At 67.4% G+C, this 15,832-nt stretch carries 17 protein-coding genes and 1 tRNA gene; 7 read left to right on the plus strand and 11 right to left on the minus strand.

What is annotated here, in order from left to right:
* Positions 1 to 44: 44 nt before the first annotated feature.
* The 4 genes from AC5Y47_RS05860 to AC5Y47_RS05875 are packed head-to-tail and all read right to left on the minus strand — an operon-like array spanning position 45 to position 3,515.
* A complete protein-coding gene (locus tag AC5Y47_RS05860) occupies positions 45 to 1,451 on the minus strand; it encodes a DUF4226 domain-containing protein (RefSeq protein ID WP_499942953.1) in 1,407 nt (468 codons plus the stop codon).
* Between the two features lie 53 nt (positions 1,452 to 1,504).
* On the minus strand, positions 1,505 to 1,858 hold the full coding sequence (locus AC5Y47_RS05865) for a DUF4226 domain-containing protein (protein ID WP_499942955.1): 354 nt from the start codon (positions 1,856 to 1,858) through the stop codon (positions 1,505 to 1,507).
* A 48-nt stretch (positions 1,859 to 1,906) separates the two neighbouring features.
* On the minus strand, positions 1,907 to 2,725 hold the full coding sequence (locus AC5Y47_RS05870; RefSeq protein ID WP_499942957.1) for a C40 family peptidase: 819 nt from the start codon (positions 2,723 to 2,725) through the stop codon (positions 1,907 to 1,909).
* The gene (locus tag AC5Y47_RS05875; protein WP_499942958.1) at positions 2,718 to 3,515 is read right to left on the minus strand and encodes a helix-turn-helix domain-containing protein; all 798 of its coding nucleotides are present in this window, start codon (positions 3,513 to 3,515) and stop codon (positions 2,718 to 2,720) included. Before AC5Y47_RS05875 ends, AC5Y47_RS05870 begins: the two co-directional genes overlap by 8 nt.
* Positions 3,516 to 3,658: 143 nt before the next feature.
* Here AC5Y47_RS05875 and AC5Y47_RS05880 point away from each other — a divergent pair, with 143 nt between their 5' ends.
* The 4 genes from AC5Y47_RS05880 to AC5Y47_RS05895 all read left to right on the plus strand — a co-directional run bounded on the left by AC5Y47_RS05880 (position 3,659) and on the right by AC5Y47_RS05895 (position 6,892).
* Positions 3,659 to 4,072, plus strand: a complete 414-nt coding sequence (locus AC5Y47_RS05880) for a WhiB family transcriptional regulator (RefSeq protein ID WP_499942960.1) — start codon at positions 3,659 to 3,661, stop codon at positions 4,070 to 4,072.
* A gap of 100 nt (positions 4,073 to 4,172) precedes the next feature.
* Positions 4,173 to 5,555, plus strand: a complete 1,383-nt coding sequence (locus AC5Y47_RS05885) for an acyl-CoA dehydrogenase family protein (protein ID WP_499942962.1) — start codon at positions 4,173 to 4,175, stop codon at positions 5,553 to 5,555.
* 21 nt (positions 5,556 to 5,576) lie between these two features.
* Positions 5,577 to 6,560, plus strand: a complete 984-nt coding sequence (locus AC5Y47_RS05890; protein WP_499942963.1) for a pirin family protein — start codon at positions 5,577 to 5,579, stop codon at positions 6,558 to 6,560.
* Positions 6,557 to 6,892: a GNAT family N-acetyltransferase gene (locus AC5Y47_RS05895; RefSeq protein ID WP_499942965.1), complete on the plus strand. Its 336-nt coding sequence runs from the start codon at positions 6,557 to 6,559 to the stop codon at positions 6,890 to 6,892. The genes AC5Y47_RS05890 and AC5Y47_RS05895 overlap by 4 nt, the downstream gene beginning before the upstream one ends.
* Before the next feature lie 9 nt (positions 6,893 to 6,901).
* On the opposite strand, the gene AC5Y47_RS05900 is transcribed toward AC5Y47_RS05895, so the two are convergent.
* From AC5Y47_RS05900 to AC5Y47_RS05915, 4 genes are all read right to left on the minus strand, one after another.
* Positions 6,902 to 8,389 (minus strand): PPE family protein, encoded by a 1,488-nt coding sequence (locus tag AC5Y47_RS05900; RefSeq protein ID WP_499942966.1) that lies wholly within the window; start codon positions 8,387 to 8,389, stop codon positions 6,902 to 6,904.
* Positions 8,390 to 8,628: 239 nt separating this feature from the next.
* A complete protein-coding gene (locus tag AC5Y47_RS05905) occupies positions 8,629 to 8,892 on the minus strand; it encodes a YdeI/OmpD-associated family protein (protein ID WP_499942967.1) in 264 nt (87 codons plus the stop codon).
* Positions 8,889 to 10,193, minus strand: coding sequence for an ammonium transporter (locus AC5Y47_RS05910; protein WP_499942969.1), 1,305 nt, complete (start codon positions 10,191 to 10,193; stop codon positions 8,889 to 8,891). Before AC5Y47_RS05910 ends, AC5Y47_RS05905 begins: the two co-directional genes overlap by 4 nt.
* Positions 10,194 to 10,461: 268 nt before the next feature.
* Positions 10,462 to 10,767, minus strand: a complete 306-nt coding sequence (locus AC5Y47_RS05915) for a hypothetical protein (protein WP_499942971.1) — start codon at positions 10,765 to 10,767, stop codon at positions 10,462 to 10,464.
* A gap of 80 nt (positions 10,768 to 10,847) precedes the next feature.
* On the opposite strand from AC5Y47_RS05915, the gene AC5Y47_RS05920 reads away from it, so the two are divergent.
* The gene (locus AC5Y47_RS05920; RefSeq protein WP_499942973.1) at positions 10,848 to 11,273 is read left to right on the plus strand and encodes a hypothetical protein; all 426 of its coding nucleotides are present in this window, start codon (positions 10,848 to 10,850) and stop codon (positions 11,271 to 11,273) included.
* 149 nt (positions 11,274 to 11,422) lie between these two features.
* On the opposite strand, the gene AC5Y47_RS05925 is transcribed toward AC5Y47_RS05920, so the two are convergent.
* The 3 genes from AC5Y47_RS05925 to AC5Y47_RS05935 form a co-directional block, all read right to left on the minus strand.
* The gene (locus AC5Y47_RS05925) at positions 11,423 to 12,721 is read right to left on the minus strand and encodes a hypothetical protein (protein ID WP_499942974.1); all 1,299 of its coding nucleotides are present in this window, start codon (positions 12,719 to 12,721) and stop codon (positions 11,423 to 11,425) included.
* Between the two features lie 45 nt (positions 12,722 to 12,766).
* Positions 12,767 to 13,006, minus strand: coding sequence for a hypothetical protein (locus AC5Y47_RS05930; RefSeq protein ID WP_499942976.1), 240 nt, complete (start codon positions 13,004 to 13,006; stop codon positions 12,767 to 12,769).
* A gap of 204 nt (positions 13,007 to 13,210) precedes the next feature.
* Positions 13,211 to 13,293: transfer RNA gene (locus AC5Y47_RS05935), tRNA-Leu, on the minus strand.
* A gap of 200 nt (positions 13,294 to 13,493) precedes the next feature.
* Between AC5Y47_RS05935 and AC5Y47_RS05940 the strand changes: the two genes are divergently transcribed.
* Together AC5Y47_RS05940 and AC5Y47_RS05945 are read left to right on the plus strand one after the other, a co-directional pair.
* Positions 13,494 to 15,200: an FHA domain-containing protein gene (locus AC5Y47_RS05940; RefSeq protein ID WP_499942977.1), complete on the plus strand. Its 1,707-nt coding sequence runs from the start codon at positions 13,494 to 13,496 to the stop codon at positions 15,198 to 15,200.
* A 126-nt stretch (positions 15,201 to 15,326) separates the two neighbouring features.
* Positions 15,327 to 15,794 (plus strand): FHA domain-containing protein FhaB/FipA, encoded by a 468-nt coding sequence (locus AC5Y47_RS05945; RefSeq protein ID WP_499942979.1) that lies wholly within the window; start codon positions 15,327 to 15,329, stop codon positions 15,792 to 15,794.
* Positions 15,795 to 15,832: the final 38 nt, after the last annotated feature.

Consider the following 15,832-nt stretch of genomic DNA (forward strand, 5'->3'; position numbering starts at 1 on the left):
TACGCCGGCGCTGCGACCGCCGGACTCCCTGTTGCGAATCACGGCTAACCGCTCAGCACTGCCTCCGGCCGGGTGGGTGCCGGCGGCTGGATGGTGGGCGGTGCTGCCGCCAGCACCGGCGTCGGCGGGTGTTCCCAGCCTAGGAAGCTGGGCCCGCTGACGGTGGAGATCTGTTGGATCTGCCCGTCGAGCAGCGCCTTGCTGTGGCCCAGGGCCAATGCGTGTCGGTCGGTGAAGATGCCGATGTCACCCGGACTGACCTGTGCGGGGTCCAGCGGATTGGTGACAGCGGTACCTGGCGGCGGGATGGTCATGCCCTGTTGTTGGAAAGCGTCGGCGATCTGGGTGCCGTTCGCGGCGGCTTTGATCGCCGCGGCGAGTTGAGGGCTGGCGGCAGTCACCGTCTCTCCGTTTGGGAGGGTGACGGTCGTCGGGCCCGACGGCAGCGGTTCCGGTTTACCCGGCTCCGGTTCGCGTTGCGTCTCCTCCTGGTGATCCTCGTCGTGCTTGTCGTCGTCGGTCGGCTCGCGTTCGCGCGGATCCGACTCGTCGTCGAACAGCTCGTCGCCGAGGGATCGGGAGTCCCGTCCGGAACCGCCGGCCGGCAGGCTCGGCAGCGAAAGCCCACTGGGTGCACCCCAACTCGGCATGCCGCCGCTGCTGCCCGGGGTGGCGCCGGCCGGGCTGGCGGAGGTCGGCGGCATCGCGGCGGCCACAGGTTGCTGCGCCGGTGCCCCCGACAGTGCGGGATCGTCGAGCAACAACGAGTCGAGCAGCGGATCCGATCCGGTGGCGGCCGCGGCCGGCGCGGTTTGCGCCGGCGCGGATGCTCGGCCACCGCCACTGGCGGGTTCCCCGGTTGCCGGCCGCCGTTGGTCGGGGGCGGGACCGCTGTCCTTCGACGCGTTGTAGAGCGAGGTCCAGGCGGCCATCAGTGCCGACTTGGACGTGTCGTCGAGACCGGCGGTCGCGACCACCGCGCGGATGTCCCTGAGCTTGCCGATCAAGTAGCGCTGGAAATCCCGCGCACCGGCCGGGGTATCCAGATCCGACCGTGTCGCCAGGGCGGTCTCTATCTCCCGCTGCAACTGGTCAAGCGCCGCTTTGCCCTCGACGGTTGTCAGGTGAGCGTTGAGGATGGCCGAGACCACCTGCAGGTCCAGCTGAGAACTCGCCGAATTCTGGTGCGCCAAGGCCGCTTCCGCGTCGGCGATCGCTTTGGCGGCGTCGCCCGCTGCGCGGTCGTGCGGAGCCTGCGGTGCCGGACCGAACAAGTCGGGATGGCTTTGGCGGATCTTGGTCAGGATCGCGTCGAGTTGTTGGCCGGTCGTCGTCGTGGTGACCACGTCGACCACCTCTTGCGAGGTCAAACCCGCCTGCCAACCCGTCGGGTCGCCGGTGCGCTCGGCGATCAACCGCATGATGTCCAAGACATCCTGCTCGGTCGCCATGCCGCCGGACAGTACCCACCAGATGGGGCCGGGGACAATTCACCCTGTCTGCCCTAACCGGAATACCGCTCCCGCAATCCTTGCAGCACAGCAGTTTTCGCCTGGCTCACCGCTCTTGCATCCGCCACGACCCCGGCGATCTCGCGCTGTTTGGCCACCAGGAACCTCTCGAACTCGCGTGCACCCAACGGGGTATCGACGGCAAGCTCGGCATGTGGCGGCAGGGCGTGGTCAATCTCGGCGGAGATCGCCTCGAGCCGGAGCGCACTGTCACGCGCGGCCTGATGAGCGCCGGCGAGGGCTTCGGCCAGCGCCCGGTCGGCGTCGGCGATCGCGCTGTGTCTGCGGGCCAGCGCGGCCTGCCGTTGCTGGATGGCCGCTACCGAAGTTCCGGCTTGTTCCGACATGGCATCAACCTTCTCATCCTGTCCGGCCTGCCGAGCGGCTGCCGGTTCTCACAGTGGCCGCCGGATCGCGACGTTGCTGCCCAAGGTGCTGATGCGGACCGAAGCGCCCGAGTAGGGGGCCTCGACCACCAGATTGTTGCCGATCGCCAACTGGACGTGACCGGCGTGCGGAAACACCAGGTCGCCGGGGCGCACCTGCGACCGCGGTACCGGAACGCCGTCGTTGATCTGCTGATAGGTGGTGCGGTCGAGGTGCACTCCGGCCTGCGCGTAAGCCCACTGGACCAGCCCCGAGCAGTCGAATTGGTCGGGGCCGGTGGCACCCCAGACGTAGGGCCGACCCAGCCGGGACAGAGCGGCCCGCACCGCCAGGCCCGCCCGTCCGTTGGCTGCCGGCAGCCGTCCCGCCCCCCGCCGGTGCGTCATCCGATAGCGCAGCGCACGCAACGCCGCGGCGCGCCGTCTCGAGTGAGCCCGGGCGGTTGCGACGTGCGCGCGCTGGGCGCGTAGCCGCGCGATGCGGCGCCGCACCGCCTCGCGTTGAGCAAGCGGTGTCAGCGGAGTCGACGCGGCATCGGCGCGGGCCTGGTCGAGGACGGCGCCGGTGAGCGCGTGGGCGTCGGCCCGGTCGCGGTGGGCGCCGGCGACGATGGCCGCCGATGCCGAGTCCGTACTTGCCGCCGAGACCAATGCCGCCTGGGCGCGGGTCGCCGCGCGTCGGTAATGACTTTGTCCTGCAACGGAATTCAACGGTCGACGGGAACCCGCGGGGTCGGCGGCCCACCCGGTTTCGGCTGGCGGGTGGCCCTGGCTGCCGGCGAACAACTGGTGAGCGCGAGTCAGCGCCTCGAGTTCGGTTTCACTCACTGGGTCGCCCGCCGTCCGGGCCGGGCTGATCGTGCTCGGCGCGGTCGCTGCACTCCATCGTTTCGGTGAACTCTCGCACCCGGGGCAGCGCCGCGGCGGGTATGGCACCTCGGTTGCGGATATCCCACAGTTCGTCGCCATTCACACCGATCAGCGTGGCGATCACGGGATCGGGTAGCGACGAGCGGGCGCACGCTTTGTCGAACCGCGCGCTCAAGCTGCCCGGCATCCGCTCCAGCAGTGCGCTTCGCGTCGCCTCGAGCGCCTGCAGGTGCTCCATCAGTCGGTCGGTTGACGCCGCGCCGGCATTGCACGCCACCCGCCACGAACTGGCGGCCAACATCTCGGCCTTCACGCATTGAGCGATCACAGACAGAATATACGTCTCATATTCGTTTGATGCTGTCGGCGGCAGCCGATCGATGACGGATCTGATGGTTTCGAGTTGCGCTTCGGCGTATCCCTCCAGCACGTCGGTGTCACTGTGCCGGTCGACGACGACGGCGCTCGAGCGGTGGGCGGGACCCGGTTCCGCCGGCTGCGCGGCGACGAGTCGCGCGAGTTCGGCATCCGGATCGGCGGCCACCAAGAGTCGCGAGTAAGTGCCTGGCGGCAGGCCCAGACCGTTCTCGACCTTTTGAACTGTGCTTTTGTGCGGCTTGCGGGCGCCCCGCTCGAGGTAGCTCAGTCCCATGATGCTCACGCCGGTCGCGGCTGCGAGGTCAGCCAGTGACAAGTCCCGCGACTCGCGCAGGGCGCGCATCGCCGCGCCGGCCGACTCACGGCTCACGGCGGACTCCGCGCATACGCCGGATATTACACAGCCGCATCAGCTTGGCGGTGCTTATACGTTTTTATCACGTTTCTCTTGTCGCAGTCGTCTGCTTGTGTATACGCTTCCGTCTACGTTTCGGCTCACCGGAGGAGAATGAGATGGCGAACCCCTGCTCGGCCAACCCAGAACTGTGGTTTGGCTACCCCGATGACGACGGCGGCGACGGCGCCGCCAAGGCGCGCGCCTACGAGCGCTCGGCCACCGAGGCGCGCATCCAATGCCTGCGTCGGTGCCCACTGGCACAGCAGCGACTCTGTGCGGAGCGGGCCATCGCCCACCGGGAGGAGTACGGCGTGTGGGCGGGTATCAAGTTGCCCGGCGGCCAGTACCGCAAACGCGAACAGCTGGCGGCCGCTCACGACGTGCTGCGCCGCATCGCCGCCGGCGATATCAATGCACGACAGGTGCCCGAGAACGCGGAACTGCTGGCCCGCAGCGAGGACGCCGTCGTCGCAACCACTGCGGTGGTGTTGCACCTTCCCGCACGGCTGGGACCACGCACGGCGGCCTGACCGCCGGTGAACTCGACGGGTTGCGGAACCCGGCCCGGGGTATACGGGGATCGACAGTGGCCCCGCTCGGGCCGAGGCAGCTGAGCCAAAGGCGCATCCCATGACCTTCGACCTGACCCCCACCGCGGCTCAACACGACCTGGCGCGGCGCACCCACGAATTCGCCGAGCAGTGCGTGCGCCCGGTGGCCCTCGAGTACGACCAGCGCCAGGAATTCCCATGGCCGGTGCTGGAAGAGGCCGCACAGCGCGGCTTCTACAGTCCGCTGTTCTATCGCGACCTGATCGGCGACCCGACCGGCATCTCGCTGCCGATGTTCATGGAAGAGCTGTTCTGGGGATGCGCGGGAATCGGCCTGGCCATCGTGATGCCGGCGCTGGCGCTCTCGGCGATCGGCCAGGCCGCCTCACCGGAACAGATGCTGGAGTGGGCCCCGGAGTGTTTCGGGACGCCGGGCGACCTCAAGCTCGCGGCACTGGCGATCTCGGAACCCGAAGGCGGTAGCGACGTCCGCAACCTGCGCACCCGCGCCCGTCGCGACGGTGACGACTGGATCATCGACGGCCACAAGATGTGGATCGGCAACGGCGGCATCGCCAATGTCCACGTGGTCAACGCGGTGGTCGACGAAGAACTCGGTCATCGCGGCCAGGCGCTGTTCGTGGTGCCCGGCGGCACACCGGGGCTGGAACTGGTGCGCAAACTCGACAAACTGGGCTGTCGGGCGTCCCATACCGCCGAGTTGAAGTTCGACGGTGTGCGCGTGCCGGGTGCCAATCTGCTTGGCGGCGACGACAAATTGGAACACAAACTCGCCAAGGCCCGCGATGTGGTGGCCGGCGCCAAGAAGTCCGGTTCGGCGACGATGGGTACCTTCGAGCAGACCCGCCCGATGGTCGCGGCCCAAGCCATCGGGATCGCCCGCGCCGCACTGGAATACGCGACCGCCTACGCCACCGAACGGGAAGCGTTCGGCGGTCCCATCATCGACCATCAGGGCATCGCTTTTCCGTTGGCGGACTTGGCAACCCAGATCGATGCCGCCCGGCTGCTGACGTGGCGAGCGTCGTGGATGGCGGCCAACTCGGTGCCGTTCGAGCGGGGCGAGGGTTCGATGTCGAAGTTGGCCGCCAGCGAGGTCGCGGTCAAAGCCACCGAGCGGGCCATTCAAACGATGGGCGGCTGGGGCTACATCACCGATCACCCGGTGGAGAAGTGGTATCGAGATGCCAAGCTGTACACCATCTTCGAAGGCACGAGCGAGATTCAGCGGATGGTCATCTCCAACGCGCTGGGCGCCAATGTCGACGCCCCGCCACTGCATGTGACCGTCGAACCGAGCGGTGGTCCGTTGAACAAGTTCTTCGGTCGCGGTACCCCGCTGCGTTCTCGCGCCGCAGACCGAGCGCTGGCGTTGAAGGACCGGGTTCCCGAGCCGATCATGCGAGTTGCCATGAAGGCCTTGCAGCCACCGGGCAGGTAGAGCCCGAGTAGGGTCGCGGCGGTGAGCAACCTGGACACTGCGCCGGCCGAAGTCGTGTGCGGCACTGAGCAGGTCCAGAACGACGCGGTCGAGGTACTGCATCCCCGCGAGGTGCCCCTGGGCGGACCCCGCGCGATCCGGGTACAGCGCACCCTTCCGCAACGGCAGCGCCCCCTGATCGGGGCGTGGTGCTTCGTCGACCATTACGGTCCGACGGCCGCCCGGATGGATGTGCCACCGCATCCGCACACCGGTCTGCAAACCGTGAGTTGGCTGTTCAGCGGGGAAGTGGAGCACCGCGACAGCGCCGGCGTGCAAGCCATGGTGCGTCCCGGCGAACTGAATTTGATGACGGCGGGCGCGGGCATCTGTCACTCCGAAGTGTCCGTCCCGGGCGCGGTCCTGCACGGCGCGCAGCTGTGGGTGGCACTGCCCGATTCGGCCCGCGACACCGGCCGCGATTTCGTACACTACCGCCCGGATCCCGTCGTCCTGCCCGGTGCAGTGCTGCGGGTCTTTCTCGGCGAGCTGGCCGGAAGCTGTTCTCCGGCAACCACTTTCAGCCCGCTGGTCGGCGCGCAGATCGATCTGGATCCATGCGCTTCGCTTCGTCTCGACCTCGATCCGACCTTCGAACACGGGGTGCTGTGCGACCGGGGCGATGTGCAGGTGCGCGGAGTCGGCTTGGCCACGGCCGATCTGGGGTATCAGAGTCCTGGGCATACCGAACTGCTCTTGCGCAATACGGCGGATCGTCCGGCCCGGGTGCTGCTACTCGGCGGTGCCCCGTTCGGCGAACAGTTGGTGATGTGGTGGAACTTCGTCGGACGCAGCCACGACGAGATCGCCAGCTACCGCCGGCTCTGGCAAGACCAGGACGGTTCCGGAGAACGTTTCGGCGCCGTACCGGGATACCGGGGATCGGTCACCCGCCTTCCGGCGCCGCCGATGCCCACCACCCGGCTGCTGCCCAGGCCGCTGCCACAACCGAAGGAGCGCTCTTGACCACCGACAAGACCGGTGCGGAAGTCACCGTCACGCCCCACGACAACAGGTACGACATCGCGGTCGCCGGCCAGCGAGTCGGCTTCGCCGATTACGCCGACCGCGGCGATCAGCGCATCTTCCATCACACCGAAATCGATCCGCAATTCGGCGGTAGGGGACTGGCGACCATCCTGCTCGAGGAGGCGTTGGAAGCCACCCGGACCGACGGCAAGCGCATCGTGCCGGTGTGCTCGATGGTGGTGACGGTGCTCAAGAAGCATCCCGAGTACGACGACATCACCGATCCCGTCACAGCCGAGGTCGTCGGATGGGTGAATTCGCGGCACTGAATCACGGGACTAATTCTGTTCCCAGGTAGTGGGCAGCATCGGAACCGCCGGGCCGCTGCCGAACTCGTCGGCAGGCAGAGTCGATAATCCGGCCGCGTCCGCCTCGCCTGTGGCGACGGTGCCGCCGAAGCCCATCGCGCCGGCGCCCCGACTCGAAGCCGCCACCGAGGGCTCTTGCGGCGGTTCGGGTTCGTAATCGAGGAACTCGTCGGCGTACTGCCGCTCGGGCATGGTGGCTGCCCGGCGGCGTCGGGCGCGTCGTTTGTCCCGCGCCGAGACCGCCGCGGCCGCGGCCGGGATCCCTTCGGCGGGTGCCTTGACCCCGGTCCGGTCCCGGAAGGTCGGCGAAAAGCCTTCTCCGGGATCAAGGCTGGCCACCGCATAGGGGACCGCCGGCGCGGCTGCCGCCGGGGCCGCCGAAGCCGGCGCGGCACCCGCACTTCCCGCGGCCGAGGCGACCGGCGCGGTTGCCGGGCCGGCGACCGTCGGGGCAAGCGCCGCGAGCGGCGAGCCGGGGGAGTGGCTGGCGGTGACCGCCGGCACGACACCAGCCGCGCCTCCTTCGGCGACGACGGCGGGGAGTTGCTGCAGGTATTGATAGCCCACTCCGATCACCACTCCCATCGTGATGGCCAGCAGCGGGTCCAACAGCAGCTGGGGATAGGTGAGGGAGGCCCCGACCCAGGAGAACACCTGGTAGGCGACGGCGAACAGGAACGGGCCCCAGGTCACCAATGCCTGTGCGGGATTGGTCATGAAATCGGTGATCAGCTGGAAGCTGTTGCCGATCGGGTCCTGCAGGAAGTTGACGATCGGCGCGAACAAATCCTGAACGTAGCCGGTGTACCAATTGAGCAGCTGGGTGATGAGGTCGGCGAGATTGAGTTGGCTGCCGGCGTCGGCGGCGGGCGCCGCGGCGGCGAGTTGGCTGGGCTCGGCGGCGACGGTGGCCGCGTCGGCCGTCACCACCGGAGGTGCCGGCGCCGTCGTCGGGACCGCGGCCATCGCCGTCGTCGTCAGCGTTTGGTAGGTAGCCATCGTGGTGGCGGCCTGGATCCACATCCGCACGTAGTCGGCCTCGTTCAGCGCGATCGGAATGGTGTTGATCCCGAAGAAGTTCGTCGCGACCAGCACCCCGTGCACTACGTGGTTGGCCGCCAGCTCGGGAAGCGTGGGCATCATCGCCAGTGCCGCGGTGTACGCCGCAGCCGCGGCTTCGTGCTGAGCCGCGGCGGCGTCGCTTCTGGCCTGCGCCTGCACGAGCCAACCCAAATAGGGCGCGTGCGCCGCGACGTACTGCGCCGCGGACGGCCCTTGCCACGACCCCGCCTGCACCGCGCTCAACACCCCGAGCAGCTCGGCGCTTGCCGCGGCGTACTGTGCGCCGAGTTCCTGCCACGCCCCCGCGGCGGCCAACAGCGCGCCGGGACCGGGCCCGGCGGACAACAACGCCGAATGCACTTCCGGCGGTGAGGCCATCCAGATCGGAGCCGTCACGTCGTCAGAACCCCCATAGATCCTCCCGTGCGTCGTCTCGGTCGGGCGGGCAACCGAAATCGACGCGGCACTGCCCCAACCAAGTTGACGTTGTGGGCCGTCGCCTAAACCGGAGGTGAGGGATCCGCCGGATTAGGTACGCCTAACCTCACCCTAGCCGGGTCGGTCGCGCGCCAGCAACGCCGGGTCGGCACGGATTGGCAGCCGCGCTACGGCGGTCAGCACAGCAAGAAACGGGCCTACTTGCCGTTGCGCTCGCGGTGCTTGCATCCCGGCCAGCAGCACGGCCGGCGCTTGCCTTCCTCGAGTTCCTCCTGAGTCCGGCGGATGCGGCGCTCGCGGGTCTTGTCCTGCTTGGCGTCCTCGACCCAGCAGATGAACTCGTTGCGCGCCAGCGGTGTGATGTCGTTCCAAAGGGCCAGTGCCACCGAGTTGGCCGTCAGCGCGTCGCGCAGGTCCGCTGGGAGCTCGTGGACCACCCCGCCTTGCACCTGCTGGCTCATCGGAGATCCTCCTCATCCTCGGGCTGCGAACGTGGCGCCTCTTGCTGACCGAACAGCTGGCGGTGCATCTGCTGATGGCCCAGCACGCCCTCGGTGTAAGCCGTCTCGGCATGCTGACTGAGGTCGACCCCACTCACCTCGTCCTCGCGCGAGACGCGGAACCCGATGACCCGGTCGATCAGTTTGGCCAGCACGAAGCTCACCGTAAACGCGTAGAGCGCGACCACCACCATCGCCACCGACTGCTTGCCGAGTTGACGCAGACCGCCGCCGTAGAACAGTCCATTCGGGCCCGTCATCACCGCGGTGGCCAACAGCCCGATCAGCAGCACGCCGACCACACCGCCGACGAAGTGCACGCCCACGACGTCCAGGGAATCGTCGTAGTGCAGCTTGAACTTGACCGTGATGGCGAAGGCGCAGACGATTCCTGCGGTCAGTCCGACGGCCGCGGCACCCAGGACGTTGACGTAGCCGCATGACGGCGTGATCGCCACCAAGCCGGCGACCACGCCGGAAGCGGCGCCGAAGGTGGTCGGTTTGCCGTCGCGGATCTGTTCGACGGTCAGCCAGCCCAACATGCCCAGACAGCCGGCGACCAGCGTGTTCAGGAAAATCGCGGAGGCGACACCGTCGGCGGCCATGGCAGAGCCGGCGTTGAACCCGAACCAGCCGAACCACAGCAGCCCGGCCCCGAGCAGCACGAACGGCAGGTTGTGCGGACGCATGGCCTCGGTCTTGAAACCGATGCGCGGACCCAGCACCAGCGCGAGCGCGAGCGCGGAGGAACCCGAGACGATCTCGACCACCAGGCCGCCCGCGTAGTCGAGTGCGCCCATCTTGAGCAACCAACCGCCGGGTTCCCAAACCCAGTGCGCCACAACGGCATACACAGCGATTGTCCACAGCGGCACGAAGACCAGCCAGCCCACGAATTTCGCGCGGTCGGCGATGGCGCCGCTGACCAGCGCGGCGGTGATGATCGCGAAGGTCAGCTGGAACGTCGCGTAGAGGAGTTCAGGGACCTTTCCGTGCAGCGTCTGCGGCCCGATCCCGCTCATACCCGCGTGCGCCAACCCCCCGATGAGGCCGCCGCCGTCGGAAAACGCCAGTGTGTACCCGACCAGCAGCCAAGCCACCGTGACCAGCGGGATGGAGATGAAGCTCATCATGATCATGTTGAGCACGCCGGTGGTGCGCACCATCCCGCCGTAGAAGATCGCCAGCCCGGGGGTCATCAGCAGCACGAGCGCGGTGCTGGCCAGCAGCCATGCGGTGGCGGCGGGATCGATGGTGTTCAACGCGACGACTCCTTCGATAGGTACCGAAGAGAATGTAGGCGTGCTGGATCGGGTCGTCGGCAGATGGGGCGGTCAACGCCGCGTGGACGACTACTGTCATGGCCGTGGCAGGGCGCGGTCGATTCGGCACCGGGCTACTCGCCCTGGCTGCTGTGGTGAGCGCGTGCACATCCGAGCACGCCCCGCAGCATCCGCCTGGGGCCGGGGCAACTGACACCAGCATCGTTGCACCCACCAACGACGCCGATCGCGAGCGTCTGAGCACCATTCAGCGTACCCGCGCCATCGACATCTGCGCCCTGTACGGCACGGCGCACGAGGTGGCCGGACGGACGGTGACCATCGATGCGCCGACGTCACCGATTCTGTGTCGGGCTCGCATCGGAGCGGACGCTGACAACATCAAGGCGACGATTTCGCTGGCGGTCGGTCCCGCTGTGCTGCCCCAGCCGGCGGCCTGGGCCAGGCACGCCACGATCGACGGCACCGACGTCACCGTCGCCGACGCCTTCGACGGCCCCGACATGCCCCCACGCGACCAGGTGGTGTCCGCGAGCTGCGAGTGGGCGGCCACCTATCCCGGCAGTGTGCGGCTCACGGCTCAAGTGATGGCGCCCCCGCGGGTCGAGGGTTGCGCGTTGGCGCCTCGATCTGATGCAGGTGGCACTGCGCGAATACGCCAAGAAACCGTCCCTGGCGGCGAGTTCCGTGCCCCGAACCGTGATCACCGGAGCAGACCCGTGCCGCGCTGCGGCTCGGTTGCGGCCCGCGCACGCGATTTCGTGGGACATACCGGAGTTCAACACCCATGAATGCGCCTTCGGCGTCGACGACGGCCCGACTGTCTACCTTTCGCTGGACTACGCGGATCCCTCGCACCTCGAATACGAGGGGGAGCATTTCGACGTCGGCGGGCACGCCGTCCACGGAGACGCCGGGACGGGCATCTTCACTGTGGTGATAGGTCCGCAGTTCCGGGCGGGCTCCGCAAGTCTCGCGCCGGTGGCCACGATCAGCGATCCCGCCAAGGACATGGGCCGGATACGGCTGATCGCGCAGGCCGTCGCGGACGAGTACTGACTTCTCGCGCCTGGCTGGAAAGTCGGTGGGGGTTGTCGCGAACACGGACCCGCCAGCCGCTCCGGTGAGGGACGAACTTTCTGACGAGTCGCGCCGCACGACCGTCGCCCAGGTCTGCGCAGTATCGGCATTGGGTGCCGCTTTCGGCCTCAGTTTGCATATGGCGGAGTGAGGTCTTGCAACGGAGGTTCATCCAGCGCGGACAGCAGGCGGTTGATAGCGTCGCGCACTTCAGCGGTGAGTTGTCCGGTGCTGTCGCGCGCAACGGCGTCGGTGTACTGCCAGGACCGCGTCACCTGAATGCTCGGACGGACATCAAACTTCTCCATCGGCAGTCGGTCGGACCACTCGTCGAGGCTGCCCATCTCCGCGTCGGCTGCGTATCCGCGCTGGATGAGCCATCCCCGAAACAGACTGTCATTGAGTTCTTTTCGCGGTCGTCGACCGGCTCGGCCATCGGAGACGTCTTCAACCCATTGGCGTACATAGGTGGAGCCAGGCAGGCGGCGCGTGGGATACCAGCGCTGCGGACCGCTGGAGCGCCAGAAGGCGAGGTGAAAGTTGCCGTGGACCTGCCAGCCCGGTTCCTCGGTCAGCGCAATCAGCGCTTCGGCGCGATGGGGATGGGCATAGACGCGCTTGTACTGTGGGGCGAGCTCGGCCGGCCAGGCGCTGAGCACAACGTTATCGCCTTCAATGTAGAGACTGACCCGATCGAAGGCCACGACCTGATCCTGGGGAAACTTCACACCCGCATGCCCGCCGACATCGCGAACCTCGGCAGTGAACCCGGTCGCCGTCTCAAGGATCGTGCGTAGACGGCGCAGTTGGCGGCCAGCATGATCGCCGCAACGTTCTAGATCGGTGTAGGGCAACAGGTCCCCGAAGTTCATCTCGGCGTTGTCGAAAAAATCATTTAGGACCGCAGCCTCCGCTGGACCCAGCACGCCGAGTTCAACGAGGTTCCACCACCGGTCGAGCAAGTCCTGCCACCGCACCGGAACCCACCGTTTCGCTTGATGACCAAGTTGTTTCGTGTTGATCTCCAGAGCCTGCTGCTCGCTGGCGCTGGCGTAGAGCTTGCTTTCGATGACGACTACCAATGCGGTGCCGTACTGGATTACGCCGTCATAACGAGCGCGTCGTTGCGAAGCGAGGTTGAGCTCGTCGGTTCCGGCGGCGAGGTCTTCGTGCGGGCCGAGGAAGACACTGACCAACTCATCGACCACGGGGTCTTCCACTTCGATGTCGAGCGCAACGAGCGATTCGGTCTGCATATCGAATCGGGGGCGCGGGAGCGCTGAAAGTCTCGGACAGTCGGCCAAGCCGAGAAATGCTTCTTGGCAAAGGGGGACCAGCCGCATCACGATCAAGGCGGCCCTGGTTAGTTGATCCTCGTGTGTGGGGTCACGGTCGTAGGGCCGGAAGATGCTGAGGTGCTGGTCCACCGCCTGACAGTAAACGCTGCGTGAGATGGCCCCCGGCACGCACCGTCACGTCTTGGCTCGCAACCCACTCGATGAATTCCGCACCTCTACAACACCCAACGCAGCCACCGCGCCCACCCCGGCCAGATCACCCCCGAACAGGCCTACCTCGCCCGACCCAAAGCCGCTCCCACCGGCCAATCCGGGGCACGGTCCCGCATCCGCCACGACATCGTCGACCAATTCGGCAAACTCACCCTGCGCCACCGCAGCCGCCTGCACCACCTGGGCATCGGCCGCACCCACGCCTCAACACCCGTCCTCATCCTGGTCACCGCCACCACCGTCACAGTCCTCAGCAAAACCGGCCACCACGTCCTGAGCAGCCACACCATCGACCCCGACACCAACTACTGGCGCAACCAACAGAAAAACCCCGGCCGATGGCCGGGGAATCTGTAACCCATCACGCGACTCATCTGTAACCGATGACGCGACTCATCACAACTGTGGGCGAAGGGGGACTTGAACCCCCACGTCCCGAAGGACACTGGCACCTGAAGCCAGCGCGTCTGCCATTCCGCCACTCGCCCGAAACAACCGGAGGACCATATCACTGTAGTGGCCCTGCACCCCAACCGCTGCGCCCAGGTCTCCGGTCGGTATCGATGTAACCCTCGCGACGCGCACCGTGACCGCCGCGTCGCGGTATCGGCGATACGATGACAAACGCGGCCGAGTCGTTTGCCCTCCGCCGAGAATTCCTGGGACCTAGTGAAGCGAGCGCGCAACGATGGGTAGCCAACGAGGGCTGGTTCAGCGCATCGAGCGCAAACTCGAGGCGACAGTCGGTGACGCGTTTGCCCGAGTGTTCGGCGGCTCGATCGTCCCGCAAGAGGTGGAAGCGATGCTTCGGCGCGAGGCCGCCGACGGCGTCCGGTCGCTGCAGGGAAATCGCCTTTTGGCACCCAACGAATACATCATTACCCTCAGTGTGCACGACTCGGAGAAGTTGGACGCCGATCCGGAACTCACGTCGAGCGCTTTTGCTCGGTACTTGGCTGACTTCATCCAAGAACAGGGGTGGCAAACGTATGGTGATGTGGTCGTACGGTTCGAGCATTCCTCGAGCCTGCATACAGGCCAGTTCCGCGCCCGCGGCACTGTCAACCCCGACGTCGAGCCCCGCCCGACAGCTACCGATTCCGCCCGGCCACAATCAAATCATGCGTTTGGCGCAGAACCAGGAGTACGACCGATGACTGACAATCCAAGCTACCGCGGTCAGGGGCAGGGGCGGGACGAGTACTACGACGACCGCTACGGGCGTCCGCAGGAGGACCCGCGCGGCGGCTACCCGCAGGATCAGGGCGGCTACCCGCCCCAGCAGGGCTACCCGCCGCAGGGTGGCTACGGCCAGCAGGGCGGCTACGGCGACCAAGGTGGCTACGGCCAACAAGGCGGGTACGGCCAACAGGGCGGGTACGGCGACCAAGGTGGGTACGGCCAGCAGGGCGGGTACGGCCAGCAGGGCGGGTACGGCGACCAAGGCGGGTACGGCCAGCAGGGCGGCTACGGCGACCAGGGCGGCTACGGCCAGCAAGGTGGCTACGGCGACCAGGGCGGCTACGGACAACAGGGCGGCTACGGCGACCAGGGGCAGAGCGGGTACGCGCCGACCCACGAAGCTCCGCCGCCCGCCCCACCCGGCGGCGGCTACGGCCAGCAGGGTGGTTACGGCCAGGACCAGGGCTATCAGCAAGGCGGTTACGGCCAACCGCAGGGCGGCGGCTACGGAGAGTACGGCGATTACGGCCGCGAGCCGGCTCGCCAGGACGCCGGCTACGGCGCCCCGAGTGCGCCGCAGGCCCCGCCCGAGCCGCAGCGATCGGCGTACCCCGACCAGGGCGGCGGTTATCAGGATCAGGGCTACCAGCAGGGCGGCGGCTACGGCCGTCAGGACTACGACCCGAGTGCTTACACCCAGTACGCCGAGGCGTCGCCCGCTGCGGGCGGCTACGCCCCGCAGCAGGGCGGCTACGGTGACCAGGGCGGCTACGGCGACCAAGGCGGCTACGGCGACCAGGGTGGCTACGGCGACCAGGGTGGCTACGGCCAGCAGCAGAGTTCCGACTACGGTCAGCCGCCGGCTCCCGACTACGGGCAGGGCGGCGGCTACGGCGGCTACGGGCAGGGCGGCTACGGCTCGGTGGCGACGCAGGTCACCCTGCAGCTCGACGACGGCAGTGGTCGCACCTATCAGCTGCGCGACGGTTCCAACATCGTCGGCCGTGGTCAGGACGCCCAGTTCCGGTTGCCCGACACCGGAGTGTCACGGCGGCACCTGGAGATCCGTTGGGACGGCCAGGTTGCGTTGCTGTCTGACCTGAACTCCACCAACGGCACCACCGTCAACAACGCACCGGTACAGGAGTGGCAATTGGCTGACGGCGACGTGATCCGGCTAGGTCATTCCGAGATCATCGTCCGCATCCACTGAGCCCACCGGCGCAAAAGCTGTCGAGCCTCTCGCCGCGTCGACCACCGTCCCAGTATCGTGACTTTGCCGAGGTGCTCGTCAGCACGGGCGCGAGGTGGGCAGCGCCGGGACGGAAAGGACCGCCAGATGCAGGGTTTGGTACTGCAACTGACGCGTGCCGGGTTTTTGATGCTGTTGTGGCTTTTCATCTGGTCGGTATTGCGGATCCTGCGCACGGACATCTATGCGCCCACGGGCGCGGTCATGGTCCGCCGCGGGCTGGCTTTGCGGGGCAGCTTGCTGTCGTCGCGGCAGCGCCGGGACTCCGCGCGGTATCTGGTGGTGACCGAGGGCGCACTGACCGGCGCACGGATCACGCTCAGCGGGCAGCCGGTGTTGATCGGGCGCGCGGACGACTCCACGTTGGTGTTGACTGACGATTACGCATCGACTCGGCATGCCAGGCTGTCTCAGCGCGGTTCGGAATGGTATGTGGAAGATCTAGGTTCGACGAACGGCACTTACCTTGACAGGGCGAAGGTGACGACTGCGGTACGAGTTCCCATAGGTACGCCGGTTCGGATCGGCAAAACGGCGATCGAGCTGCGCCCGTGACCCGCGCATACGCCGCTGATGCCGGCGCAGCCGGGATC

The sequence above is a fragment of the Mycobacterium sp. NGS22 genome, assembly GCF_059813095.1.